Genomic DNA, 24,370 nt, shown 5'->3' with positions numbered 1-24,370 from the left:
TATTTTTTACCTCAAAACAGAGTACACTCCGGCTCTACCATAATATATTATCTTCGCTTCATTAACGATTCAATCCCACTACAACTTCAACGGTTCATAAGGCAAACCAAAGGCATCGGCCACCGCCTTAAACACGACCTTGCCATTCACGATATTCAGCCCACGATACAAAGCCTCATCATCTCGACATGCCTGTTGCCATCCTTTATCGGCCAAAGCCAGTGCATAACGTAACGTGGCATTGGTCAATGGCCTATCGCATGCAAAATGGAAATAAGTGAACACCAACTGGTTGCGCTTGATGAGCGGATATTCCGGCTCAATAGGTTCTTTGACTCCATATTATCATCTGTAATCGACCCTCGATCTACACCTTAGACCGAGGGTCGATTACAGATGATAATGTACACTTTTACTCTTATTTCGTGAATAAGGAGAGTCGTTAAGGATTATATTCCCGTTTTTTAGTTCTCTTTTACGTATATATCGTAACTTTTACGTAATTTTGTGCGCTGAAACGAACAAAAACACTTCTTAAGTGACAACTCAATGCAGATGATGAAAAGTATATTCCGTGGTGTGGGACAAGTCATGTTTCAAGGCAATGCGCTGTCGGGCGCACTGATGCTTGCAGGTATTGGTTGCAACTCCCTCCTCATGTGCATATTTGCTTTGGCTGGTAGTGCCATCGGCACATGTACAGCTGTTGCCCTTCGATATGACGCTAAAAATATTCAGAACGGCTTGTATGGCTTCAACGCTGCGCTGGTAGGTATTGCTGTACCCTGTTTCATGCCCATTCATGCCGCCTCTGTTTTGCTCATGGTAGTGGCATGTGTGCTGTCTGCGCTGGTGACGCGACTGTTCGAGCGGCAACGGTTTGTACCTACGCTCACCGCCCCCTTCGTACTCATCACCTGGGCAATGCTGCTGTTGAGTCACGTTTTTCCACAGCTACAGCTGCCAGCAACGACAGCTGCTGGTACTGCGGAAAGTTTCTCGCTGATTAGAGCCGCCTCACTGAGCTTTGGACAAATCATGCTTCAAGGCAACAACCTGCTCACAGGTTTGTTGTTTTTTCTTGCCATTTGTGTCAATTCACGCAAGATGGGCGTGGAGTCGCTTGTCGCCTGCGGACTGTGTCTCGCCGTGGTGAGCGTGCCGTTTGTCAGTACCACCTCGGTGAACAGCGGTATGTATGGCTACAATGCCATACTTGCGGTTTTGGCAGTTACCAACATTCTTGGCGTTGGCTCGTGTACTCACGTCAAAGCATTGATAGCCTTGCTACTCTCGTTGCTGATGCAGTATGCAGGTTTGCACATGGGGTTTGTTACGCTCACCGCACCTTTTGTGTTGTCGGTGTGGTTAGTGGCTTTGTATCATACTTTCGTAGTCCAAACCAAACAAGACTAAAAAAATGAAAATTAAAAGATGGTTAAGCCCCACCTTATGGGGCATTGTGCTTGCCACGACGGTGAGCATTCCCACCTTGGGCAAGATAGTAACAGTGGACAAGTCGATAAGCATTGCCCGCAAATATGTCAATGTGAACCTTTCGGAACGTCCTGCAACGAGGGCTTCGCATCGTACACCACCTTATTATATTTATAACGACCGTCACGGACGAGGTTTCGTAGTAGTGGCAGGCGATGATGACATGGGACAAGTGTTGGGTTACTCGCACACAGGAACGCTCGACACGTTGCGTGCAAGTGAGGAACTTAAATTCCTGCTGAGTGCCTATCGTGACGCCTTTCACCAAATACAAAGACAACCCAGCACAAGAGCTACCGTTACCACTACACCCCCTTACCGAAAGGAGGTAGCTCCGTTGCTTACAACGGCATGGAATCAAGATGACCCTTACAGTCGTCGTACGGGGTACAACTTCACGGGATGTGTGGCTACGGCGGTGGCACAAATCATGTATTATCACCGCTGGCCTGAGCGGGGAAAGGGTAGCTACTCGTACAAGGTGAGTTATGACAACCGTACGATGAGCGTGGATTTCAGTGAGTCGGTATACCAATGGGGCAAGATGTTGCCCAAATACAACACACGCATGGCACTTGCCGATGCGGAGGCTTGCGATGCCGTGGCGCTGCTCATGCGTGATGTGGGCGTGTCGGTGAACATGCAGTATACCCCCACATCCAGCGGTGCACAAACCTTCATGGCTGCCAAGGCACTGAAAACGTATTTCAATTATTCCACCTCCATGCTCAACAAGTCAGATGAGGGTGCAGCTGCTTTCACCCAGATATTGCGCAAGGAGATAGAAAACGGCTTCCCTGTGTACATCAGTGGCAGTGTGAAGTCGGGCGGTAGCGGACACGCATGGGTGGTAGACGGTGTGGATAAGGACAACCTGTTTCACATGAACTTTGGTTGGGGAGGCGGTGGCGACGGCTACTTCTCCGTCACAGCACTGAACCTTGCTACCACAGGACAGGAGTTTGGAGGAAAGCCACTCTCTTTCAACAAGCAGGTGCAGATTGTCTTGGTGCATCCTAATAAACCGGGAAGCGCACCCATTGATGCCGAACTTGCTGACGACGCCCCCAACTTGTGTTTCAACTCGGAAGGCGACATGACCGTAGTTGGAAATATGCCCACCAACAAACGGCAACCAATGATGGTTAGCTATCATCACTTTAAGAATCAAGCCGACGGAACGTTTGCCGGTGATATTGGCTTGGGAGTGTACAACGAGCAGGGCGAACAAGTAAAAGTAGTGTCATCGGCATGGCACGACAATGGCGGATACACCGCAGAGCGCGGCAAGTATAACGGTGGCGTGCTGCAATCGGGACAGCTGATTGATGATGCTTGCACGTTTACGATGAATCTTGAAGACCTTGCCGATGGACGTTATTATTTGCAGGCTGTATGCGCCAGTATTAAAAATAATGCCACCTATGGAGTATGGTGCAAGATGAAAACGGCACCACGCATAGCCTTTCAGGTGCAGGGCAACAATGTGCGTATATTCGAGAAACCCGATGGCAAGGCTCCTTTTGCGCTGGCTTCACATCCCTATACGCTCAAACCATGTACTGCCGGCAACAAGGCTACGCTGTGCCTGACGATACGCAAACTCACGGGTACACCGTTCGATGGCACAGTGAGGGTGTCGCTCGTGGACGATGATGACCATACGGTTGCCACTGGACAAACAGCAGGTGTGGTGGACTTTGAGATGTTTGCCGAGACCGAGGTGAGGGTGGACATGAGCTTGCCCGATAACCTGCAACCCAAGAAATACAAATTGAAGGTGGAGGTAATCAAGCAATATGATGCCGAAAACATTGCCACGGTGGGCATGGTACATGGCAACGAGCCGTCTACGTTGCAGGTGGAGGCCGCTAAGCCAAGCGACAAGCTTTTCGTACAACTCTTAGGCATGGTGCAAGACAACAGCGGTTCTACCATATCGCCCACGAACGTAGACCTCAGTGGCAATCCATTGCTCAAGATTGGAGTGGTCATGAAGCTCGCACCACAAGCTACCTACAACGGCAAATTGACGCTTTGCCTGATTGATACGCAAACTCAGCAACGCATATCTTTGGGCAGCGATGCTCAAAAGCAATACAACTTGTTAGGTGGAGGGGATGATGAAACATTTGTTACAGGATGGTTGAAGAACAAAGATAACTTATGCGTCATCAACAACCGTATATACCGATTGGCGTTGATGGGCATGGTAGACGGTGGGGAGTGTGATTTGTGGAACGAGAATTGTGCACCCTTTGAACTATCGTTCATCAACAGTGTTCACAGCGTTTATCCTGACGAAACTACTCATATAGACGCAACACAAAGCTCGCTACGCATGGTGAGAGGTGGTAACTGGATTGACGTGCAGGGTGAGGACTTGGCGCATGTGCAGGTGTTCGCACTTAACGGAGCCCTGATTGCCGCCTCCGATGCCCACGGACAACATACGGTGAGGTTGCACATACCTGCCACGCAAGTGGTTGTAGTGCGGGTGAAAACTCTTCATGGCAGCACCTTGACGAAGAAGCTAAGGTAAAAGCGTTGAAAATGCTGCTTCAGTACCAGTCAATTCTGTTCAAACTCAACGAGGTTGCATCCCATCAATGCCAAACGCCAATCCAGCTTTTCTCTGTCACCTCTATAAAGAACAAAATATTTTTCACTAACTTTGCAACAATTTAATGGTCCTCAAATCCGCAACTAAGCCCTTGAACGTCCTTATTGCGTGTACACGGCGGTGTTTTGCCCCATCCGCAGGTGCGGATTGCATTTCGCACTGCTGTTTTACCTCGGCGGGGTAGAGCTTGGCCAAGGGAAAGCTATACACTGTCCGAAACATTTCTTCAGCTATGAAAAGAATACTGATATACACTCTATTCAGCTTGATATTGCCGCTGAGCATACAAGCCCAAAGTTCCATGAGCGATGAACAAGTGATGCGTATTGCAGCACGTGAATACCAAGCAGGTAAGTCGCAAGCACAGATTGTTACGAAGCTTATGCAGAGCGGTGTGGACATTGCGCAAATCAGACGAGTGAGGGAGCGCTATCAAAAACTCATCAAAAAGAACGGAATGGAAGCCCAAGTGAAAGCAGGAATAAACGAGGCTGAAAGTAGAATGCGCACCAATAACGGGGAAAAAGTAAAGCAAGACAGAACTAAGAAAACTTTCCCGGAAGAGGAACTTGGCGAGAAAGAGGACAAGATGTACAGCATATCAGATCAAATTTCTTCTGATATGCGTACCAAACGTGTCGATACATTAAATGAAGATAGTCTGACATGGGAAGAAGAATGGCCATCTGAACAAAAGAAAACAAAGGTGTTTGGCCGCGATATATTCAATAAGAAGAACCTGACATTTGAACCAAACATGAACATAGCGACGCCACAAAACTATCGATTAGGGCCGGGCGACGCTGTCATCATCGATATTTACGGAGCTTCGCAAAAAACTATTGATGCCACAGTATCGCCCGAAGGCGAGGTAACGATAGAAGGCTATGGCCCTGTACAAGTGTCGGGACTCACTGTAGCTCAAGCCAATGCTCGGCTTCGCTCATCGCTGGGCGCACGCTACAGTAGCAGTAAAGTCAAGCTGACCGTAGGACAAACCAAGACCATCATGATAAACGTGATGGGCGAAGTGAAAGTACCGGGCACCTATACCCTATCGGCTTTCGCCACCGTATTCCATGCCTTGTACATGGCCGGGGGTACCAACGAGTTGGGAAATCAAAGGCTCGGTATTCCGCCCCGGCCTCTATCAGCTAGGCGGAAGCATCAATAGCGTGCGGACACTGATTACCAGTGCCGAAAGACTTTTCCCATTCCCCTGCAATAATTCAGAGACTCTGTCGTTTTATTGAAAACAGTAAACGTCATGATATTGGGAAATGCTATCATTGGAAATATAAGAATTTTGAACGACTCGTACAAAGATGGGATGACTATCATGGAACGCATTGTTAAGCGTTTCATAGATATATGTGTGTCAACCATTTCTATGGTTGTCTTTTCTCCCTTATTCCTTATTTGCTATATAGTCATCAAATGCATCGACGGTGGTCCTGTGATTTTCAAACAAGAGCGTTTCGGACGTTTCGGAAAACCTTTCTATATTTACAAATTCCGGTCTATGCGCCTTGATGCAGAGAAGAGTGGGCCTTCACTCTATCAACATGAAAAAGACAAAAGGATGACGCGAACAGGGCGTTTCCTGCGTACTTACCATCTTGATGAGCTTCCGCAATTGTGGAATGTATTAAGAGGTGACATGTCGTTTGTGGGACCACGCCCCGAACGACAGTATTATATCAACCAAATCATCAAACACGATCCACGCTACACCTACCTTTATCAAATTCGTCCGGGAGTCACATCGTATGCCACATTATATAATGGTTATACAGACAGTATGGAGAAAATGTTGCGCCGACTCGAACTTGATTTATACTATTTGGAACATCGTTCGTGGCTGCTTGACATCAAAATTCTAATCAATACATTCTTAAATATCGCCATCGGGAAGAAATTTTAGCATTCTAAAATTTCTTCAATGTCAACCTCAACGTCTTATTTTTCAGTATAAACGTACTCCTCTTCAATTTTTCTATAGTAAAGGTATCGGCCAAAGCCGTAATACCGTATGGTGCCAGTTGGCCGGCATCGGTCACCTTTATATCTCCTGTTTCCCGGTCAGAGATATAAGGTTCTGATACCACGAGTCGATTTGAGTCGTGCAAGAAACGCAAAACCATCTCTGGATTCTTATTGTTCCGGTCTACCACAGCCATCAAATGATGCTGGAACGACCAAAACATTAATTGCCCGGACAAGTCAGCCACACCACCGGTAGACAATGTATCTACCTGCTCTAGATGCCAAAATCCATCCAAATTTCCATTGCCCGAAATCTCTACCTCGCAAGAGGTGAGCATACCTACCAGCAAACCGGTAAGCGCATATATCGACAAACACTTCTTCATCTTATTTTTTCCCTCCAAACTTAAACACTCCTTGCTTCGTCACAGTCAGTTGAAAACCGTAGTTATGGCCTAGAATTGAACCTAAATCCATGCCATATCCACCCTTCATTGACCAACCGTTGTGCAACCTAGCTGCCACCTCTGCCAACACACTTATATTATATCGGTGAGCCGTATAGGGATAGGCATAGGTACCCATGCCCTCTTGGAGCGTACCTAGAATGCGATAATCAATGTTGTCGGTGGGCGAACCGGCAAGCCCTAAGTGCAAAGCTCTGAAGCGATTGTCTTTCACCTCGATTTTCCCATCAGTATTATATATCGGCGAAAGGAACAATGCGTTGCCCATCACCTGTCCCCAATGCTGCCAACCGGTATACACATAATGATTATAATAATTGTCTATTCCACCGATATGGTCGCTGATAGACTGCGTATGGTCATGATAGACAGGACCACTCTGATAGCGTGTATTCAGATATTCCAGCACGATGGTACGCAGCCACCATCCACGTTTCAACTCCAACTCGGCACCTAACAATATGTCGCGTAGGTCGTAGAGCAGATAGCGATGTTTCTTCCTCACGTTCCATTCCTTGCCTGTACCATAACCGTCATAATCGAGTTGGAACATCGAAGAATGGTCTTCAAAATATTTATCGGCGTACAATGAGAATCGCCAATTAGTAGCATCGTAGTTCAATCTCACCAACCATGAACCCAGTTGGTTGCCTTCGGCATTCTGATATACCGTACCCTGCTCTACCGTCTCAGCCCCTCCCGGAATGAAAGCTTTCCAAAAAGACTTCAGTCCGGTACCATTCTTGACCGTCGCCAACGTCCCATCATCCTGCATCATGTGGGATGTTCCGCCAAACGTAGCAGCCATCTCCAATCCCAATTCCAACGTCAGAGGCATAAAGCGGTCGGGATTTCCTATCATCAGATAGCCCGCCTTGCTGTGATACAGCACATTGTCGGCATAACGCGAACGCTTTCCTGTAAAGTCGTGCTGCCACGCATCATCCGTCATACGACCGTAGGCAATATGTCCTTTCACGCGCAACCATCCATCAGCAAAAGGTAGTATCCAATAATCAGGCAACGACAAGCGCACTTGTGGCACCGGTCTAGCATTGATACCTAGCGCCTGTGAGCCACTACTCAAAGTATTATTCTTCAGTTGCATGGGCTCTTGTTTGCTACCAATAGTCAACAATCCGTGCAGCCAACGCACTTCAGCAAAGGCTTGTTGTACCACCACATGACTGGTATAATGCCAAGGTACAGCCACATCAAGTCCATAACCCAGCCCCCAACGACGCACAGAATCGGTCTTCAATGGACGCATCACGCCCATGCGCAAATATCCATTCCCTTTATCGAGCGACGAGAGTCCATATTTATTGGCATTCAGCCACAACGGCGTATGTCCTCTCGACAACGAGGCTTGCATCTCTACCTTATAGTCCAATTGTTCTAACGGTTTCCATGATTTTGCTTCATCGCCCCACTCTTGAGCCATCATCGGCATGGCATGCAGTGCTACCAAGCTTAGGCAAACATACAGTTTTGTCTGCAAACGGTTCATATTATCACTATAACGTCATCACTTCTCATTTATTATAATGGGACTATACAAAGTTGAATGCGGTATATTACCCCCTTACTCGTTCTCTGTTTCTCATCAATTTTACCTCAAAACATGCGTAATACGAGTAGCATTAATCATCTGTCCATATTACTGTTAGCCTTTAACCTATAACTCATGAACTCAAAAACTCATAAACTCACTGCGCTGCCACGCCACTGCAACAAAGCAAGGAAGAGCATACCAGCATCTCAGAAATGGCGTAAATAGCCTTCAATATCTACTTTTTTAGAAGAATATGAACCACAATCTGCTTTTTTTCTTTATATTTGTGGCATGAAAGTATTGCAAAGTTCATTCTTCAGAGCCATCTCTGCTATCATCGTAGGTGCGCTCATTATCCAGTATCGCGAGCAGACCGTGACGTGGATTACCATTGCTATCGGCGTGTTGTTCTTCCTTTCGGGTATCATTTCATTGGCTGCCTACTACGCTTCCAAGCGCAAGTCGGGCGACGTGGAAGTATTCGATACCGATGGAAATCAGATTGCAGGACTCCGCCCCAGCTTTCCTTTGGTAGGCTTGGGCAGTCTGATTCTAGGTGTCATCTTAGCCTTCCTGCCTAACACCTTCATCACCGGACTGATGTACATCCTTGCTGCCATCCTCGTATTGGGAGCCATTAGCCAATACGTAGTGCTTGCCGGTGTGACCAAAATAGCCCGCATCGGATTCTTCTATTGGCTTCTCCCCTCCATCATCATGCTCATAGCCATCTTCGTAATGGTGAAACCTATGGAGACAGCAGCCACACCTTTATTTATTATAGGGTGGTGTATGATTCTTTATGGAGCGACAGAGTGTATTCAGTCTATCAAGATTTACCGGTGCCGCAAGCAGTATAAAGCTGCAACAGAAGCCGCCCAAAAAGTGGCCATCACTGCTACCAAAACCGAAGACGAAACACAAAACGAAGCTCAATGATATTATTAAGGGATTATAACGGTTGCTTATAATACCTAAAAATGAGTGATTATGCAAGAATTACGGACTATGTATTTGCACATTCCATATTTCTTGCATAATTTTGTAGCATAAGTTATTAACTCCATACAGATTTTTATCTGGCAGCATATTGATGAGACACAGCAGAAACATACGTACTATCTATGCTTGGGTGCTACTCGTTGCATTCATGGCAGTGCTGGGTATCAAGGATTTCCACATCCATGATAGTGCCGATAGTGCACTCTCTCAGACTCATCAAGAGCAAGGAACGGCAGCTTTCAACGCTGTTTGTCACATCTGCGATTTCGTATTACACAAAGCAGATGTAGCCAAGTCGACCACTTACCAGCCTATTTTGTGCTATGTAGTGGTGACTCCTTACCATTTCGTACAGCAAACTGTTTATCGCCATATTGATGCCATAAACAGCCATTCGCCCCCTTTCGTGGCGTAATTATCACACATTTTATGGACTAACGCATGCCGCCCCTATGGCCGGAATGCGTCAAATCCTATGCTCACATGATTTCTTCAATGCAAGAAAACCAGTGTAGCATCACATTCAGTATAACATATTTCAAATGAAACGAAGAACATTTGCGTACCGCATGTACGCGACTGCTCTTGGTGTAATGGCTGCTGTAGCCATGCCACAGGAGGCATGGGCCGGGGCAGACGAGGTCGTACAGAATAGTAAGGACACCACCTCCATACACCAAGAACAGAACATTCACGAAATCGTTGTGACTGGTCGACGCCGGCTAACGAGCGTCAATAGCGTATCTACCCAGCTTTCAAAGAGTGTCATTGACCAGTCGATGGGACTCTCACTCGCCTCCATGTTGGAACAAGTGAGCGGTGTCAGCTCTATCCATACGGGTACCACAGTGGCTAAACCTGTCATCAACGGTATGTATGGCAACCGGATCCTCATCGTTAACAACGGTGTTAGGCAGACCGGACAACAATGGGGAGCCGACCATGCACCCGAAATCGATAAGAACAGCAGCACTACTATAGAAGTGGTAAAAGGTGCCGAAGCCGTGAGATATGGCTCTGAAGCACTCGGTGGTATCATCGTCATGGAACAAAACAAGCTACCATATGGTGAACAAAAGGTGCATGGACGCATGGCCACCATGTATGGAAGCAACGGGCAACGTTACTCTCTTGTGGGCACGGCTGAGGGTTCTTTCTCGTCGTTTGCATGGCGTGTACAAGGCACTTACGCTAATAGCGGTGACCAAAAGACAGCTCACTATCTGCTCAACAATACTGGCACACGCGAATTGGACTTCTCTGCCGGCATCGGTTATCAAACGCGCAAACTGCGTACCGAGGCTTATTACAGCCGCTACAATTTGAAGTTGGGCGTCATGCGGAGTGCCCAAATGGGTAGTATCGACCTGTTGAAAGAACGCATCGAACTAGGACAACCGGTCGATGTATATCCCTTTTCACGCCACATAGACTATCCCATGCAGGAAGTTATTCACCAAACGGCTATCGGGAAGATATACTATCAACCCGGCAAGATAGGCAACTTCTTTTGGCAAACAGCCTATCAAGACGACGACCGTACAGAGAATCGCATCCGCAGAATGAACCATTCGAACATACCCGCAGTAAGTCTGCACCTACATTCTCTGCTCAACCAACTTCGATGGGACAAGACTTACGGTGCTTGGAAGAGCGAGGCCGGTGCACAAATGGCTTATATCAAGAATACCAATCAGGCCGGAACAGGTGTCGTTCCCATCATTCCGAACTACACAGAGACAACCTTTGGCCTCTACGCAGTACAGAAATACAGTCGTAAGCAGTGGGATGCCGAGGCCGGAGTACGGTTCGATTATCAACAGACCAAAGCTAGCGGATACGACTGGACAGGGAGTCTTTATGGTGGAACTCGTAACTTTGGCAACTTCACTTACAGTCTTGGAGGCCGCTACCGCATTGACAATCACTGGTCTATTACATCTAATATGGGACTCGCTTGGCGTGCTCCTCACGTCTACGAACTATACAGTAACGGCAATGAATTGGGTTCGGGAATGTTCGTAATAGGCGATTCTACGATGAATTCCGAGCGGAGTTACAAGTGGGTAACATCGCTCCAATACCACAACGATTGGATGGAAGCACGCGTAGACGGCTATCTACAGTGGGTAGACAACTATATCTACGATGCTCCGACCCACCAAAATATCATCGTTATATCGGGTGCTTACCCTGTATTTCAATATCGACAGACCACTGCCTTCTTCCGTGGTGTAGACATAGATTTGCGCTTTCAGCCCCTGCCTACGCTCACCTATCACGCCATGACATCCTTTATTTGGGCCAATGAACGCAGCACCGGCAACTATTTGCCGTGCATTCCGTCAACTCGTTTCGACCATCATTTGAAGTGGATGCCTCACATGAGTGGCCGCATATCAGCTTGGGCTGAGGCTAACCACCGCTTTGTGGCACGCCAAAGACGCTTCAATCCGGAGTCCGACCTCATCAGTTTCGCTCCCCCATCGTACAGTTTGTTCGGCTTGGAAGTGGGCATTAACTATACGATGAAGAACGAACAACGACTGAAATTATTCATTTCGGCCGACAATCTATTCAACAAAGAGTACAAGGAATACACCAACCGCGCACGCTATTACGCCCACGATATGGGACGAGACGTGCGTTGTACGCTCTCATGGATATTCTAACAACATATTATTAATTATATAATTCAAACAACAATGAAAAGAAACTTTTTAAAGACAGCGGCTTTCCTATTCATGGGAATCATCGCAACCATGGCTTTCACAGCATGTAGTAACGATCCCGAAAATCCTCAAGATGAGCGCAAGAACAAGCTGCACGAAGACCCGGCAAAGATGGAAATACAGCTCGTTGAGTGTCACTTGCACACCGCTTGGGAGAATATTCAAGAGGTAGGTGGCCCCCACCAGAACACAGAATCGGACAAAACGAAGTACATGAAGAAGATTCAAACCATCACATATCAAAATGTTGAGGGCAAAGGATGGCAATTGGCTGAGGGTAGTCCAAAGAAATTCTACGTCATGAAGAATGGAGAGTACTACAATGAAAATGGAGCTAACAAAGAGTTTCAGCCTGCACCGGTGTACTTGTTGTTCATCAAATACTACAATACAGCAGGAAAACTCATCAACCAAGAGTTCATGACAGAAGACCAAGCACGCATCCATCAGCACTTCTTTACACCGGTTAACGTAAAGTCTTTCGTTGATGGAAAGCCTGAAACAGACAATGCCGATAAGTCTGAATTGGTAGATTACCTCTACACCGATACTACTCCATGGGACGGAACGAAACACGAAGGCACAGCAAAAATCACTGGTAAAGAGAATCCTGTGGGCTTTAAGGGAGTCATCAGATTCTTGAAAAACGACAAAGAGTTCGACCTTAGAATTCGCCTTTACCACGGATACAAAGGCAAGACCGATCCTAAGACCAACAAGTTCTGCCCATTCAACAAGCCATCAGGCTCACTCATTCAGGCCGGAACATGGGATGTGAACGTTGATGTTCCCTTTATCGTGTACATGGATAGAAATGAAATGTCTGTTGATGTTGATGAAGATGCTGATTTATCTAAGCTCAAAGAGTCTGATTTCGACGAAGACAGTAACCCCACTTTGCATCGCATTATGAAAGCATTCGGTATCACTTGGGCCGAAGCATTGCATGAATACTACTATTATACCTATACTCCGGGACACGGTAAAGGTGGTATTTGGCTCTAAACGACCAAAAGGTTAAACCCTACAAAACAGAAAAACGGCTCGCATGTCATTATAGCATGCGAGCCGTTCTCGTTTATAATAGAATTCTTTATTCCTTAGGTACGAGTCCTTCGATGTATTTACAAACGATGCCAATGCCCGTAATATTCTCGCCACCTTGCGGTATGATGAGGTCAGCATAGCGTTTCGTGGGTTCTATAAACTGCTCGTGCATGGGCTTGAGCACCTCCAAATAGCGGTCTACAACCATCTGTACATTGCGCCCACGCTCCACTATATCGCGCTGAATGTTACGAATAAGACGCTCATCAGAGTCGCAATCCACAAATATCTTCAAATCCATCATGTCGCGCAACTTCTTATTGAGCAGCGTCATGATACCCTCAATGATAATCACTGGACGCGGTTCTACATGGATGGTTTCGGGTAATCGATTGCATTTCAAGTAAGAATAAGTGGGCTGTTCCACAGCTATCCCCTCGCTCAAATCCTTCATGTGCTTCACAAGCAACTTCCAATCGAACGCATCGGGATGGTCGAAATTGATGGCATGGCGCTCCTCTTCGGTCATCTCTGTGGTATCGTTATAATACGAATCGAGCGGAACCACAGCCACATAGTGCGGTGGTAAGGCCTCAACGATCTTGCGTACGACGGTAGACTTGCCGCTACCCGTACCTCCGGCAATGCCGATAATGGTGATTTTATCTAAATTCTGATTCATAGTATGTCGTCAAACATCGTTTGATAATAGGCAGCTTTCTTCTCTACGGCAAGCGGATAAGCCCGCGAACTGCTTGGCATGCGATAGAGACAGAGCTTGCGTCCTTCGAATTCAAACTCGGTATAATGCCCCATGGCAGGCTTTTCGGTGATGCCATAATGGCTTGTGAACACGCTGGTAGCCAGCTGTCCGGCCGCCAAAACGCCTTGACAGTCGGGCAAACTGCGCAACATGCCGTCCAAGTCGGCTTGTTCCACAATCTCCAAATCCTTATCCGAGGCATTGTTCTTGGTACGACGAATGCGCAAAGCAGTATCGAATAGGGCCACGCGTCGCTCTCTAAGCATCTGTTTGATACCTTCCAAGTCGAACGTTTTCTGCTCTTGGAGCACGAAATGATTCTTATCGCCATAAAAACAGAGGCCGAAGATACGCCACATATCATTTAGGAAGTTGGGGTAATAAAACTCCATACACCAACGTTTCGGTGCAGGTGGGAACGTACCCAACATCAACAAACGAGCATCGGAGGGCAACCACGGTTCGAAAGGATGAACTTCTATCTCTTGCATTATCGTGCAAATATACTGCTTTTTCCATAAAATGGTCAATTTACCATAATGAAAAACGAACCCAAAAGAAATAATAAAACAATTATTTGGCGGCTTGCGGAATAATTAGTACTTTTGCACTTCGAATTGCATATAGCAAGATTAATTATCAAACAATAATATTAAAACGAAATGAAAAAAGGTATTCATCCAGAAAACTATCGCCCCGTCGTATTCAAGGATATGTCCAACGGCGATATGTTCCTTTCAAAATCTACATGCAAGGCTACAGATACAGTAGAGTTTGAAGGTGAGACTTACCCAGTGGTTAAGGTCGAAATCTCTAGCACTTCACACCCATTCTACACGGGTAAGAGCAAGCTTGTCGACACAGCAGGTCGCGTAGACCGCTTCATGAACCGTTACGGTAAGCTGAAGAAGTAATATATCTTTTTAAAGTATATATTCCGACGTAAGTGCGGTAGAAAGTAGTTGCATATGCTTTCTACCGCATTTCTTTTGTATAACCTGCTCCCTTGATCGTCAAAAGAGGCTCTTTTGGGTCGTTGCAGAGTCGAGGCAGCATCGCTGAACAATCCATACAGCAATGCTGAAAAGGCGTTGCAGCGTAAGCATCCAATGATAGACGACAAAACCACAGCGTTCCCAGTGCAGCAATTTGATTCGGTTACGGAATCGATTGTAGAAAACGTAGACAACACCATCAGAAGGATTGAAGTCATTGCTGCGTACCAATTGGGACAGGCGAAGAATACCCTGACGCATATCCACAGGAGTGCAACAAACCCGAAAAACATTTGTTTCGTTGAGTACAAACATAAGTTTTTCGGGCAAAGGTAGTAAAGCAAGAGTGCTACACAAAGGCGGCTAATGTTGGATGCTTACTTTGAATCATCTACTCAGGATTCTTGTTGGCACTGGAAAGGCATAACAAGATGTCACCTTTCTCTAAAGGTAATTGACCATTGGGAACCAAGATGGTTTTTCCACGTTTCACCATCATGACAAGCGTTCCTTTAGGAATGTTCATTTCAGATAATAAGTTTCCATTTTCAAGCATGCTCTCTTTTAAAGTTACCTCTTTTAGTTTTGAACCTAATTCCTCTGGAATCTCAACTCCAAACTCATTACCACTCTTTTCTTCTGGCATGTCGAGCTGGAGTTTTTTTGCCACTAATGAGATAGTAGTACCTTGTATCGTAAGTGATAGCAGGGTGATAAAGAAGACTATATTAAACAAGAGGTCTGCTCCTTCGACACCGTTAATGATAGGATATGTGGCAAAGATTATGGGGACAGCACCTCGAAGACCAACCCATGAAAGGAAAGTCTTGGCTTTCAACGGAATTTTGCGATAGGGTAGTAAGCATAAAAATACACTTACAGGGCGCGCAACAAGCATCATAAATACTGCGATGGCGAGGGAGAAGAGGCTTACGTCAACCAACTCTGAAGGATTAACCAGCAATCCAAGGGTGAGGAATAGGATGATTTGGAGCAACCAAGTAAGTCCATCTAAGAACGTAGACATCTCTCGTCGATACGACAAACGGCAGTTGCCCACAACAAGTCCTGCTATATAAACTGCTAAATATCCATTGCCGTTTAATAAGTCGGTCAGTGTAAAGGTGATAAACACCATACTTAGAAGAAGTACGGGATAGAGTGCTGCGTTTGGAAGATTGATTCGATTAATCAACCAAACCGTTAAACGACCAAGACCGTAGCCTAATGCTCCTCCTAATAAAAACTGTTCACCAATGTTAAGTGATAGGTCTAAAAAAGAAAAATCATCACCCGAGAGGGCTACGTTGATGAGCGCTATCGTCAGCATATAAGCCATAGGATCGTTACTACCACTCTCTAATTCCAACGTTGGTCGCAATTTGTGTTTCAAGCCAATTCCTTGTGTTCGCAAAAGATTAAACACAGAAGCCGAATCTGTGGAAGACATGGTTGCAGCTAACAGCATGGATACAATCAAGGACAATTGAATATCCATACCTGCCCACTGCGATAATGCAAATATAAACCCTCCTGTCAAGACAGTTGTCATCACTACGCCCAAAGTAGATAGGATAACACCCATTCCAATGATAGGCTTTACTTCCTTAAACTTGGTGTCCATACCGCCAGAAAACAGGATGATACTCAATGCCACCATACCAATGAATTGTGTGTCGTGTGGGCTATTAAATTCCATACCCAACCCCTCACTGCCAAAAAACATTCCTGTAAACAAGAATAACAACAATGTTGGGATGCCGAAGCGATAGCCTGTTTTACTGATAAGTATGCTGACTAATACTAAGAAAGAACCTAAGAGAAAAATATTTTCTGTTGAGAAAGTAATCATTACTTCGTTTAATAGTGAGTGATGTAATTTACTGTATGGTTATTAGAATCTGTAAATGGTTCTACTGATTCTCATGGACAAATTTAGGCGTAATGGACATTTGGTAGGCTGAAACCTCTCGTGTTTTAGTAATGGACATTTGGTAGGTGATGCGCCTTTCTTGGCACAAACAAATATTTGCAGAATTGCCAAACAGCATACAGTAATCTTCTCATCGTTCTGTGACAATAACCTTGAATGTTTGGAAAATAAGTTTTATATCATACCAGAACGAGCTGTTCTTAACATATTCTAAGTATAGCTTTATCTTCTCCTGCATAATCACATGGATATAGTAATCCTCAGGATCTTCAGCCTTCTCCATCAGTTCGTTCTCGTTGCGGAACTTGATACTTGTAGGATCTGTGATACCAGGACGAACATCCAATACGTGCATCTGTTCGGGTGTCCAGTAGTTCACATAGTGACGCACCTCAGGACGAGGACCAACCAAACTCATATCTCCAATAAATACGTTTATAAGTTGGGGGAGTTCATCAAACTTATACTTGCGAATGTAATATCCCGAACGTGTCACACGGGGGTCACGACCACCAATAGTCACTAATGAACCTTTGTCTGCTCCTACACGCATTGAACGGAACTTGAATATTCTGAAATCCTTGTTTCCACGTCCTACGCGTACCTGACGATAAAAGACAGGACCTTTAGAATCAAACTTTATCCAAATGGCAAGAATCAGGAACAATGGACTTAACACCACTAAGCCACATCCTGATGCAACAATATCAAATAACCTCTTCATAAAAATCAAGAACAAAAAGGCTTGAAGATAAAACTGTTTACATATCCAAGCCTTTATTGGTTTTACATATTAGAAACGATATCCACAAAATTTTCAATTACATATTCCAAATCCTCGTCCGTCATCTTAGTGTTCAACGGCAGAGTGATTTCATTCTCAAACATGTGGTAAGCATTAGGGAAATCCCCGATGTCGAAGCCCAACTTCTTATAGGCAGTCATCATAGGCAGCGGTTTATAGTGAACGTTGGTAGCAATGCCACCCTCCGCCATCATCTCTATCACCTTGTTTGTCTCCTCACGAGTCCTGCCCAACAGACGCACCAGGTACAAGTGTCCAGAAGACGTATGCTCCTCGTCATAATGATTCAGCACAGCAACGTTCAACGGTTTCAAAGCCTCATCATAACGCTCAATCATCTTGCGTCTACGCTCCAGCATACCCTTGTAACGCTGCATCTGCACAAGTCCTATAGCAGCCACAACATCCGTCATGTTACACTTATACCAAGTGCCGATGATGTCATACTCCCAAGCGCCGAGCTTAGTCTTAGCTAATGCATCTTTGTTCTGACCATGCAAGCTCAAGAGCTGAGTCTTGCGGTAAAGATTCTCATTCCATGTCTCACCCTCAATCTCAGGCACACCGCTGAACGTATTATCCACGTTCTTATCCAAGTCCTTCACCACCTTCTCATTACCGAAAGGCAGATTCCACGACAAAGCACCACCCTCAGCAGTAGTAAAGTTCTTCACAGCATGGAACGAGAAAGAAGAGAAGTCGGCAATTGCTCCCACCATCTTTCCCTTACGTGATGCACCAAAAGCATGGGCAGCATCGCAGCAAATTGCCACACGGCCAATCATCTTCTGCAAGTCGGTCTTAGGAGTAAAGATATTCTTCTTGCTTTCAACTATAGCAAACAGCCTGTCGTAGTCGCAAGGAATACCAGCCAAGTCAACAGGAATAATCGCCTTAGTATTAGGAGTGATAGCCTTCTCTACAGCCTCGCAGTCCATCTCCAGGCAATCCTTCTGAACATCTACAAACACGAGTGTTGCTCCCACATGTTCTACAATAGAAGCACTTGCTGTATAGGTATAAGCTGGGACAATTACCTCATCACCCTCGCCAATACCCAACAGTCTCAGAGCCATCTCACCGCAAGCCGTCTGCGAATTAAGGCATACAGCCTTATCAACGCCAACAAACTCAGCAACTTCTTTCTCTAACTTCTTTGTGCGCGGTCCGGTTGTAATCCAACCAGACAAAATGGCATCACGCACTTCTGTAGCCTCTGCCTCCGTCATATCAGGCGGAGAGAAAGGCACATTACGCAATTTCATTGTCATAATATATATATTGATGATTAAAATTTTAGTTTTTCCATACACTCTTCTTGCCCCACTTCCAGTTCAGCCAAGAACGAGCTCTTAAAATGAATCCTATTAAGTGTTTCTCTTTACTGTATACTAATTGGTATTTCCAACGATTGTTGAGAAATCTTCGTATTTTGCCAAACAAAGAGTGAGCATCTGTTTGTTTGGGACTTAATACTTCATTCAATAATCGTTCTTCCATTGCTTTGTCTCTTTTCCAACCAGGAAAACAATCAGTTGATACTCCAATAAAATCTATACAGATTCCATTTAAACAACATAAGAATTTGAAATAACCACCTTCAATTACCAATGCCTTAACCTTCTCCCAATCTATCTGATTAGTATCAGTGTTAAGATTCGCATTCCTTACCACCAAAGCATAGTCAACTATTTGCCTTAGATTAGCTCCACCATAAACAAAATGTCCAGCAAAATGTAAGGGTAAAAAAACACATTAAACATTGTAGAAGGCAACCAACAACCTGTTTCTTCATCAAGCTGCAGATTATTATCAAGGTCATCCTTTAAGAACTCTTCCACCTTCAATAGCGAGAGGTGTTCTTGCTCACAAATCATAGAAGCATGGTTCTCTACGTGAATACCATTAATGCTATATACACTATGCTTCTCCTCATTCTGTTTTACCTCAATGCCCTTCCCCTTTTATCAGTTCGTCAGCATACTGCCCTTTGCCACAGAAGTAAACATCCAAATCGCAATTCCCTCGATGTTTAGGAATATGATATAACTTCGACAATCCATATCCCTTCATCACCACCATCTTCAAGCCATGTTTAGAGAAGAAGGAAGCAAGTTCTTTTATGAACACCTTCTGACGTTCATACTCTTTCTCTAACGTCACCACACTGCCAATCCACTTTATCAATACATTTCGTGGTGGCATAGCTCCATTAGATTTTAATTTATCAAGAGCATCTAAGCATAATCCAAGAACCGATTGCTGTCCAGCTTGTTGCATACAACCACGCCAATCTTCATCCGATAAAGAAGACAAAGAAGCTGCGTCGTTATGCTTTGGGGATATGCCATAATGCAAGAGTGATAAAAATCTCTGTTCTGTCATATATACCTTATGCGACATCACACATTCTTCTTCACATACCACATTTTCTTCCATCCATTACCCACAACATTCATCAATGTCCAGAATGTAGCCATCAATGAATTCATCTCTTCTGCCACATGAAACAGTGGATAATGCGCCCAAATGCGTTTCCACAAAGGCTTAGGCGTGATGCTTACTTTACGACGGCGATACCTTGCCAAGTTCTCCTTCAGCAAATAGCAAGGAGCTTTTCTCACCACCTTTAGCCAAAGAGCAGTATCATTATTCTTTCTGACATCCTTTATCTGCACCAGTCCTACCCGTTCTCGGTCGTACATCACAGCCAAACAGCCAGGCCAGCAGCACATAAACATCGCCAACTTGCTCACCTTCTTAATTCCCGAAACATACACACCCAAGTCCTTGCCATCCTCACTCATCTCAGTATATTCATGATAAGAGAAAGCGTAACCATTCTCCACCATAAACTTCAGTTGATGCTCCAATTTCTCAGGCAACCACAAGTCATCCGAGTCAAGGAAAGCAATCCACCTACCCTTTGCCCTACGCAAAGCATTGTTTCGGGTTATTGCAGCCCCAGAGTTCTCTGGATTACATTCATACTTAATACGTTTGTCAGCCTCCATAAAAGGCTTAACAACCTCCAACGTATTGTCCTTAGAGCAATCGTCTTGAATAAGAAGTTCCCAGTTCTTGTATGTCTGCGCCAACACACTTTGAATTGATTCACTGATAAATCCAGCGCAATTCCATGTCGGCATAATAATTGATACCAATCCGTAGTTTTGCATAACATTATTAATTTTCATATTTGTTCCGTCCGATGGTATCGCTCCATACCGCTATATCTGCGACCACTTGTGCGGACGGATATATCATTACTTACTTCTTTTTCAGAGGGAAATCCTTTATGCTGAAATTCTCACCAAGTATCTTGTTGAATTCTGGAGTAAAATAATCCATGAAGCCACCCTGCGAAGTGAAGGTCAATTCGCCAAAGTATATTTTTCCGTTTATGTTGTATAGGTCAACACGAAGTTCGGGGAAACCCTTTGACAACTTTTCCGCAATCTCCACCATTTTATCGAAGTTCTTAGGCTTAGGAATGATGTCACCTCTAAGATAGTCCGAATTAAAAACAGAGAATTCAGGATGTGCATTCCAGCCCATGTCGTAGGTCATCACATGGGCACTATTACCATCTGCATTTCTCTCATTGCAAACAAACGTATAATAACACTTACCATTAAAACACCACATCTTATAATCAATCAAGGATGTAGCTCCTTTTTCAAAAGGCAATACCTCTTCTGCTATGACACAAGGCCTCATGTTCTTGTAATGAGGTTCTGCATGAAGTGCACCAATATTCTTACGACTCAGCCACTCACCTATCATTTCAATATACTCAGCCTTTTTCTCCAGAGTAAGGTCCGCCTTGCGTATAATCTTGTTTGTTCCCTTGCCGTCACCATTGTTTGCCTTAATGATAAAAGTATCAGGTAGCACATCAAAGTTCACTTCCTCTTTATTATACCAAGTGGCATAGAGCTTCACTAATGTGTCACCAAGACCTATTTTCTCCACATAGTCACGCACCGTTCGCTTATCAGCCAATTCTGTCCATCTTGTAGTGTCAGAATAAAGCTTTGCCCACAGTATTTTCTCATTCAAAGTCTGAGGGTTCTTAAGGTTAAGCGGTTTCTTGAACACATAGCGATAACGGATTTTCAACAAAGTCTCAGGAAAATGATTACCCATAAACTCTGTAAACTTAATCAAAGGCCAGAACATAATTCTGCCTGATTTGCTTAATGTTGGATGAAATGCCATACTATATTATTTTTTTATTTTTTCAAAAATCTTCTTTTTATAAAGTCCTTTAACAGACAGTTTCCCAATGTAGGATGTTTAATCATATTATTGATAATATATCTGTGATTGGCTTTTCTGTAAGCTGCATAATTCCTGCTTATTTCTGCATGATATTGTTCTGAGTTATCCTCTTTCTTAATAACTTCATTTAAGTAGTCAAATCGCCATTCTGTAGGTATCCTTGATTCATCTACAACAACAGGAGTGCAGTCATTCTCGATATGTATATATTCTACACTTGGTTGTTTTGTGTCAAGGTCAAACTTTACTATTGCGCCTATTTTTGTAGGTCCCCAAGCCATCTCAAAAACAAAGTTTCCAAGTGAATAAAATATGTATTTACCATTATATTCCTCATACCCTTGAAGTACATGAGGATGCATACCAATGATTAAATCAAAACCAGCATCAATCAACCAATGTGCAAACTTCTTTTGTGCAGACGAAGGACGGTTTATGTACTCGTTCCCCCAATGAATATAGAGCACTTTGAATGCATCCATTGGCAATAACTTCAGTTCTTTTTCTATTTCCTTATATTCTGGATTATACCAATATGAAGGTTCATCCGTAAAATCATCAATGCGAAGACACATACCCGTAAACGACACCGTTCTTCTTTGATGTTTCACTATAACAGATCTTTGTTTATTAGCTCCAAAGCATTTTGAACCATAACCGCATATCGCCTCAAATGTCTGCTGGTATGCCTCTTTGCCATGCTGCATTGCATGGTTATTGGCAAAACCATACACGTCAAAGTGATTAAGTTTTTGTAAAACCTTTGGCTGAACCCGAAACACCTCTCCCGCAAAGCCTGTCTTATCTGTCACGCTAGATGCCACTCCTTCGAAGTTACCAATCCAAATATCCCCTGCTTTTCTATTTATTTTACGGAAAGGGTCAAAGCCATTAGCTATTCTAGTACCAATTCCAAAGCCTGCATTAAAATACCAATCGGTTAGATTAATATCTCCTGTGAATACTAACATATTATAGATATTTTTTTATAACATTCCAAGCTGCGTCCTCTGAGTATTTATTTGCTTCATTGTATGCAGCTTTTTTCATAAGATTAAGTTTGTGTCTATCTTTATAAAGATTTAATATAGCATTATTAAAATCTTCTTGATTATTTTCAAAGGGCACAATAATGCCAGTATTTCCATCTGAGACAAATTCATGCGAATGTTTCCATTCTGTAACAATAACAGGAATTCCTGATATGTAAGCATCCAAAATACTACCTGGAAATCCCTCAGTGTAAAATTTTGTTGGTAGAAGCATCACATCATAATTCTTTAATGTTTCATGAACCATTTCTGGAGCCAATAATCCTTTATAAGAAACTATATCTTTGTTAGATTCCACCTTGTCTAAGAAATCATCTTTGTCTTCAGGTGCAATGCCTCCATAGAAAACAACGCTACTATTAGGACAATTATCTCTAATGAATTTAAGAGAGTCAAATATTACATCATAACCTTTCATTTTATTTACACGAGCCATAAATACCAATCTCAATCCACTCTCATTAGTAATTATTTGAGAATTTCTATTAAACTCACGGAAATTCGGAAAGACTTCGGTGTTAGTAAAACCGCACTGATTTATTAAATCATGGTTTACTCTTATCATCTCAGGAAGAAAAGCCTTAATTTTTTTGCTCATAATCATTTGCTTATAATGACATCCAAATTTTTCACTCCCTAGAAAATACTCTATTTGCCAACCTCCTATACATATACTAATGATATTGAATCTGAATATCTTAGACATATAGAAAAAAATGGGGAATAAAATAGTAAGATTATTCAAACAAGGTAGAATTACCAATGTGTTGCAAGTTACAAGTTTATACAACATTAAAAATCCTAACCATGGCTTCGTCCTTAATGATAAAGTATCAATATATGAATGTTTACCATTATGTTTCTTTTTAAGAAGGGCATATACATTCCTTGTTTTTATAGTTTGACCATCAAGTTGATTATTTTCATAACCAAACGCCCCGACCACAAGCACTTTTTTCATTATTCTTAATCTTTATTCTACAATGTTATTTACATAATCTTCCGTTGCCCAATCCCTATGCTTGATAATGCAAGTAACACCTTCAAGTTGTTGTGTGCCGGTAGATAGAATAATGTTTTGCAACACATAACTTTGAAGAACATCTTGAACAATAGAAGTTTGCTTTTCTGCAATGATTGTGTGTCGAAATATTCAACATCACAATCGGTCAATTGTTCTTTAGCTAAACGATATACGTCTCGTGTCTTTACAGTTTGACCATCCAACTGATTTGTCAGATAGCCAAAATATCCTAACACTAAAATCTTTTTCATTTTCTATACTTTATTATTCGGCCGGCACACCTCCAACAATTGCAAAATCTGGTACATCCTTAGTAACTACAGCTCCTGCTCCAATAACCACTCCATTGCCTACTTTGACACCAGGCATGATGACAACTCTCATTCCTATCCAAACATCATTTCCAATGACGACTTCTGCTACTCTCATTCCTTGCTGTCCCATCGGAATATCAGTCCGCTCTATATTATGGGTATGAGTAAGAATGGTAACGTCAGGTCCCATCATAACATTGTCACCTATTTTGAGAGGTCCATGCACTGAGCAATTGACACCAAGTCCGCTACCAGAACCTATTGAAATCCCCCCTCCGGTTGCAAAACGGG

General features: G+C 43.8%; 24 protein-coding genes and 2 pseudogenes. 9 read left to right on the top strand and 17 right to left on the bottom strand.

Going from position 1 to position 24,370, the window contains the following annotated elements; translation table 11 throughout:
* Positions 1–78: 78 nt before the first annotated feature.
* Positions 79–249: pseudogene (locus HMPREF0671_RS12305) on the bottom strand (alanine dehydrogenase); the annotation flags it as partial.
* Between the two features lie 306 nt (positions 250–555).
* Here HMPREF0671_RS12305 and HMPREF0671_RS09020 point away from each other — a divergent pair.
* The 4 genes and pseudogenes from HMPREF0671_RS09020 to HMPREF0671_RS09005 all read left to right on the top strand — a co-directional run bounded on the left by HMPREF0671_RS09020 (position 556) and on the right by HMPREF0671_RS09005 (position 6,044).
* A complete protein-coding gene (locus HMPREF0671_RS09020) occupies positions 556–1,416 on the top strand; it encodes an urea transporter (protein ID WP_232223188.1) in 861 nt (286 codons plus the stop codon).
* 4 nt (positions 1,417–1,420) lie between these two features.
* Positions 1,421–4,039, top strand: coding sequence for a C10 family peptidase (locus HMPREF0671_RS09015; RefSeq protein ID WP_036899718.1), 2,619 nt, complete (start codon positions 1,421–1,423; stop codon positions 4,037–4,039).
* A gap of 313 nt (positions 4,040–4,352) precedes the next feature.
* Positions 4,353–5,246: pseudogene (locus tag HMPREF0671_RS09010) on the top strand (polysaccharide biosynthesis/export family protein); the annotation flags it as partial.
* Between the two features lie 141 nt (positions 5,247–5,387).
* Positions 5,388–6,044, top strand: coding sequence for a sugar transferase (locus HMPREF0671_RS09005; RefSeq protein WP_036899716.1), 657 nt, complete (start codon positions 5,388–5,390; stop codon positions 6,042–6,044).
* A 4-nt stretch (positions 6,045–6,048) separates the two neighbouring features.
* Here HMPREF0671_RS09005 and HMPREF0671_RS09000 read toward each other — a convergent pair whose 3' ends face one another.
* Entirely contained in the window at positions 6,049–6,492 is a 444-nt protein-coding gene (locus HMPREF0671_RS09000; RefSeq protein ID WP_036899713.1) for a lipocalin-like domain-containing protein, read from the bottom strand.
* Position 6,493: 1 nt separating this feature from the next.
* On the bottom strand, positions 6,494–8,083 hold the full coding sequence (locus HMPREF0671_RS08995; RefSeq protein WP_036899711.1) for a capsule assembly Wzi family protein: 1,590 nt from the start codon (positions 8,081–8,083) through the stop codon (positions 6,494–6,496).
* A 336-nt stretch (positions 8,084–8,419) separates the two neighbouring features.
* On the opposite strand from HMPREF0671_RS08995, the gene HMPREF0671_RS08990 reads away from it, so the two are divergent.
* The 4 genes from HMPREF0671_RS08990 to HMPREF0671_RS08975 all read left to right on the top strand — a co-directional run bounded on the left by HMPREF0671_RS08990 (position 8,420) and on the right by HMPREF0671_RS08975 (position 12,867).
* Positions 8,420–9,067, top strand: coding sequence for an HdeD family acid-resistance protein (locus HMPREF0671_RS08990; RefSeq protein ID WP_036899709.1), 648 nt, complete (start codon positions 8,420–8,422; stop codon positions 9,065–9,067).
* Positions 9,068–9,221: 154 nt separating this feature from the next.
* Positions 9,222–9,545 (top strand): hypothetical protein, encoded by a 324-nt coding sequence (locus tag HMPREF0671_RS08985; RefSeq protein WP_052052964.1) that lies wholly within the window; start codon positions 9,222–9,224, stop codon positions 9,543–9,545.
* A gap of 178 nt (positions 9,546–9,723) precedes the next feature.
* Positions 9,724–11,802 (top strand): TonB-dependent receptor, encoded by a 2,079-nt coding sequence (locus HMPREF0671_RS08980; RefSeq protein ID WP_369793987.1) that lies wholly within the window; start codon positions 9,724–9,726, stop codon positions 11,800–11,802.
* Between the two features lie 33 nt (positions 11,803–11,835).
* Positions 11,836–12,867: a hypothetical protein gene (locus HMPREF0671_RS08975; RefSeq protein ID WP_036899704.1), complete on the top strand. Its 1,032-nt coding sequence runs from the start codon at positions 11,836–11,838 to the stop codon at positions 12,865–12,867.
* A gap of 88 nt (positions 12,868–12,955) precedes the next feature.
* On the opposite strand, the gene udk is transcribed toward HMPREF0671_RS08975, so the two are convergent.
* Both udk and HMPREF0671_RS08965 read right to left on the bottom strand, forming a co-directional pair.
* Positions 12,956–13,591 carry a uridine kinase gene (gene udk, locus HMPREF0671_RS08970; RefSeq protein ID WP_036899702.1) on the bottom strand — a complete coding sequence of 212 codons (636 nt, stop codon included), beginning with the start codon at positions 13,589–13,591 and terminating at the stop codon, positions 12,956–12,958.
* Positions 13,588–14,163 (bottom strand): uracil-DNA glycosylase family protein, encoded by a 576-nt coding sequence (locus HMPREF0671_RS08965; protein WP_036899700.1) that lies wholly within the window; start codon positions 14,161–14,163, stop codon positions 13,588–13,590. Before HMPREF0671_RS08965 ends, udk begins: the two co-directional genes overlap by 4 nt.
* 171 nt (positions 14,164–14,334) lie before the next feature.
* Here HMPREF0671_RS08965 and HMPREF0671_RS08960 point away from each other — a divergent pair, with 171 nt between their 5' ends.
* Entirely contained in the window at positions 14,335–14,586 is a 252-nt protein-coding gene (locus tag HMPREF0671_RS08960; protein WP_036899698.1) for a type B 50S ribosomal protein L31, read from the top strand.
* Positions 14,587–14,685: 99 nt separating this feature from the next.
* Here HMPREF0671_RS08960 and tnpB read toward each other — a convergent pair whose 3' ends face one another.
* From tnpB to HMPREF0671_RS12600, 12 genes are all read right to left on the bottom strand, one after another.
* Positions 14,686–14,982, bottom strand: a complete 297-nt coding sequence (tnpB, locus tag HMPREF0671_RS12065; RefSeq protein ID WP_232223187.1) for an IS66 family insertion sequence element accessory protein TnpB — start codon at positions 14,980–14,982, stop codon at positions 14,686–14,688.
* 76 nt (positions 14,983–15,058) lie between these two features.
* Complete coding sequence (locus HMPREF0671_RS08950) at positions 15,059–16,519, bottom strand: potassium/proton antiporter (RefSeq protein ID WP_198025900.1); 1,461 nt, start codon at positions 16,517–16,519, stop codon at positions 15,059–15,061.
* Between the two features lie 211 nt (positions 16,520–16,730).
* Positions 16,731–17,324 carry a sugar transferase gene (locus HMPREF0671_RS08945; protein WP_036899694.1) on the bottom strand — a complete coding sequence of 198 codons (594 nt, stop codon included), beginning with the start codon at positions 17,322–17,324 and terminating at the stop codon, positions 16,731–16,733.
* 62 nt (positions 17,325–17,386) lie between these two features.
* The gene (locus HMPREF0671_RS08940; RefSeq protein WP_036899692.1) at positions 17,387–18,676 is read right to left on the bottom strand and encodes a DegT/DnrJ/EryC1/StrS aminotransferase family protein; all 1,290 of its coding nucleotides are present in this window, start codon (positions 18,674–18,676) and stop codon (positions 17,387–17,389) included.
* A gap of 25 nt (positions 18,677–18,701) precedes the next feature.
* Positions 18,702–18,905: a hypothetical protein gene (locus tag HMPREF0671_RS12300; protein ID WP_156958399.1), complete on the bottom strand. Its 204-nt coding sequence runs from the start codon at positions 18,903–18,905 to the stop codon at positions 18,702–18,704.
* A 447-nt stretch (positions 18,906–19,352) separates the two neighbouring features.
* Positions 19,353–19,721, bottom strand: coding sequence for a nucleotidyltransferase family protein (locus tag HMPREF0671_RS08925; protein ID WP_198025899.1), 369 nt, complete (start codon positions 19,719–19,721; stop codon positions 19,353–19,355).
* A gap of 86 nt (positions 19,722–19,807) precedes the next feature.
* Positions 19,808–20,602: a glycosyltransferase family 2 protein gene (locus tag HMPREF0671_RS08920; protein WP_231725636.1), complete on the bottom strand. Its 795-nt coding sequence runs from the start codon at positions 20,600–20,602 to the stop codon at positions 19,808–19,810.
* Positions 20,603–20,675: 73 nt separating this feature from the next.
* Entirely contained in the window at positions 20,676–21,626 is a 951-nt protein-coding gene (locus tag HMPREF0671_RS08915; RefSeq protein ID WP_232223186.1) for an ATP-grasp fold amidoligase family protein, read from the bottom strand.
* Between the two features lie 14 nt (positions 21,627–21,640).
* Positions 21,641–22,660: a CapA family protein gene (locus HMPREF0671_RS08910; RefSeq protein ID WP_036899687.1), complete on the bottom strand. Its 1,020-nt coding sequence runs from the start codon at positions 22,658–22,660 to the stop codon at positions 21,641–21,643.
* Between the two features lies 1 nt (position 22,661).
* Positions 22,662–23,702: a glycosyltransferase family 4 protein gene (locus HMPREF0671_RS08905; RefSeq protein WP_036899685.1), complete on the bottom strand. Its 1,041-nt coding sequence runs from the start codon at positions 23,700–23,702 to the stop codon at positions 22,662–22,664.
* Between the two features lie 29 nt (positions 23,703–23,731).
* Positions 23,732–24,016, bottom strand: a complete 285-nt coding sequence (locus HMPREF0671_RS08900) for a hypothetical protein (RefSeq protein WP_036899683.1) — start codon at positions 24,014–24,016, stop codon at positions 23,732–23,734.
* Positions 24,017–24,029: 13 nt separating this feature from the next.
* Positions 24,030–24,370, bottom strand: a 341-nt coding sequence (locus HMPREF0671_RS12600) for an acyltransferase (protein WP_036899681.1), incomplete at its 5' end; no start/stop codon positions are given.

This window comes from Prevotella sp. S7 MS 2 (assembly GCF_000762865.1).
Taxonomy (GTDB): domain Bacteria; phylum Bacteroidota; class Bacteroidia; order Bacteroidales; family Bacteroidaceae; genus Prevotella.
Note: the sequence above shows the minus strand (reverse complement) of the source record. Positions and strands in the feature narration are given on the sequence as shown.

Coding starts and splice junctions, on each gene's coding strand:
- HMPREF0671_RS08950 (WP_198025900.1), bottom strand. CDS start 16,519: ATGATTACTTTCTCAACAGAAAATATTTTTCTCTTAGGTTCTTTCTTA.
- HMPREF0671_RS08920 (WP_231725636.1), bottom strand. CDS start 20,602: ATGAAAATTAATAATGTTATGCAAAACTACGGATTGGTATCAATTATT.
- udk (WP_036899702.1), bottom strand. CDS start 13,591: ATGAATCAGAATTTAGATAAAATCACCATTATCGGCATTGCCGGAGGT.
- HMPREF0671_RS08945 (WP_036899694.1), bottom strand. CDS start 17,324: ATGAAGAGGTTATTTGATATTGTTGCATCAGGATGTGGCTTAGTGGTG.
- HMPREF0671_RS08900 (WP_036899683.1), bottom strand. CDS start 24,016: ATGAAAAAGATTTTAGTGTTAGGATATTTTGGCTATCTGACAAATCAG.
- HMPREF0671_RS09005 (WP_036899716.1), top strand. CDS start 5,388: ATGATATTGGGAAATGCTATCATTGGAAATATAAGAATTTTGAACGAC.
- HMPREF0671_RS08910 (WP_036899687.1), bottom strand. CDS start 22,660: ATGTTAGTATTCACAGGAGATATTAATCTAACCGATTGGTATTTTAAT.
- HMPREF0671_RS09000 (WP_036899713.1), bottom strand. CDS start 6,492: ATGAAGAAGTGTTTGTCGATATATGCGCTTACCGGTTTGCTGGTAGGT.
- HMPREF0671_RS08975 (WP_036899704.1), top strand. CDS start 11,836: ATGAAAAGAAACTTTTTAAAGACAGCGGCTTTCCTATTCATGGGAATC.
- HMPREF0671_RS08940 (WP_036899692.1), bottom strand. CDS start 18,676: ATGACAATGAAATTGCGTAATGTGCCTTTCTCTCCGCCTGATATGACG.
- HMPREF0671_RS08980 (WP_369793987.1), top strand. CDS start 9,724: ATGGCTGCTGTAGCCATGCCACAGGAGGCATGGGCCGGGGCAGACGAG.
- HMPREF0671_RS08905 (WP_036899685.1), bottom strand. CDS start 23,702: ATGAAAAAAGTGCTTGTGGTCGGGGCGTTTGGTTATGAAAATAATCAA.
- HMPREF0671_RS09020 (WP_232223188.1), top strand. CDS start 556: ATGATGAAAAGTATATTCCGTGGTGTGGGACAAGTCATGTTTCAAGGC.
- HMPREF0671_RS12300 (WP_156958399.1), bottom strand. CDS start 18,905: ATGGAAGAACGATTATTGAATGAAGTATTAAGTCCCAAACAAACAGAT.
- HMPREF0671_RS08960 (WP_036899698.1), top strand. CDS start 14,335: ATGAAAAAAGGTATTCATCCAGAAAACTATCGCCCCGTCGTATTCAAG.
- tnpB (WP_232223187.1), bottom strand. CDS start 14,982: ATGTTTGTACTCAACGAAACAAATGTTTTTCGGGTTTGTTGCACTCCT.
- HMPREF0671_RS08915 (WP_232223186.1), bottom strand. CDS start 21,626: ATGGCATTTCATCCAACATTAAGCAAATCAGGCAGAATTATGTTCTGG.
- HMPREF0671_RS08990 (WP_036899709.1), top strand. CDS start 8,420: ATGAAAGTATTGCAAAGTTCATTCTTCAGAGCCATCTCTGCTATCATC.
- HMPREF0671_RS08995 (WP_036899711.1), bottom strand. CDS start 8,083: ATGAACCGTTTGCAGACAAAACTGTATGTTTGCCTAAGCTTGGTAGCA.
- HMPREF0671_RS08965 (WP_036899700.1), bottom strand. CDS start 14,163: ATGCAAGAGATAGAAGTTCATCCTTTCGAACCGTGGTTGCCCTCCGAT.
- HMPREF0671_RS08985 (WP_052052964.1), top strand. CDS start 9,222: ATGAGACACAGCAGAAACATACGTACTATCTATGCTTGGGTGCTACTC.
- HMPREF0671_RS09015 (WP_036899718.1), top strand. CDS start 1,421: ATGAAAATTAAAAGATGGTTAAGCCCCACCTTATGGGGCATTGTGCTT.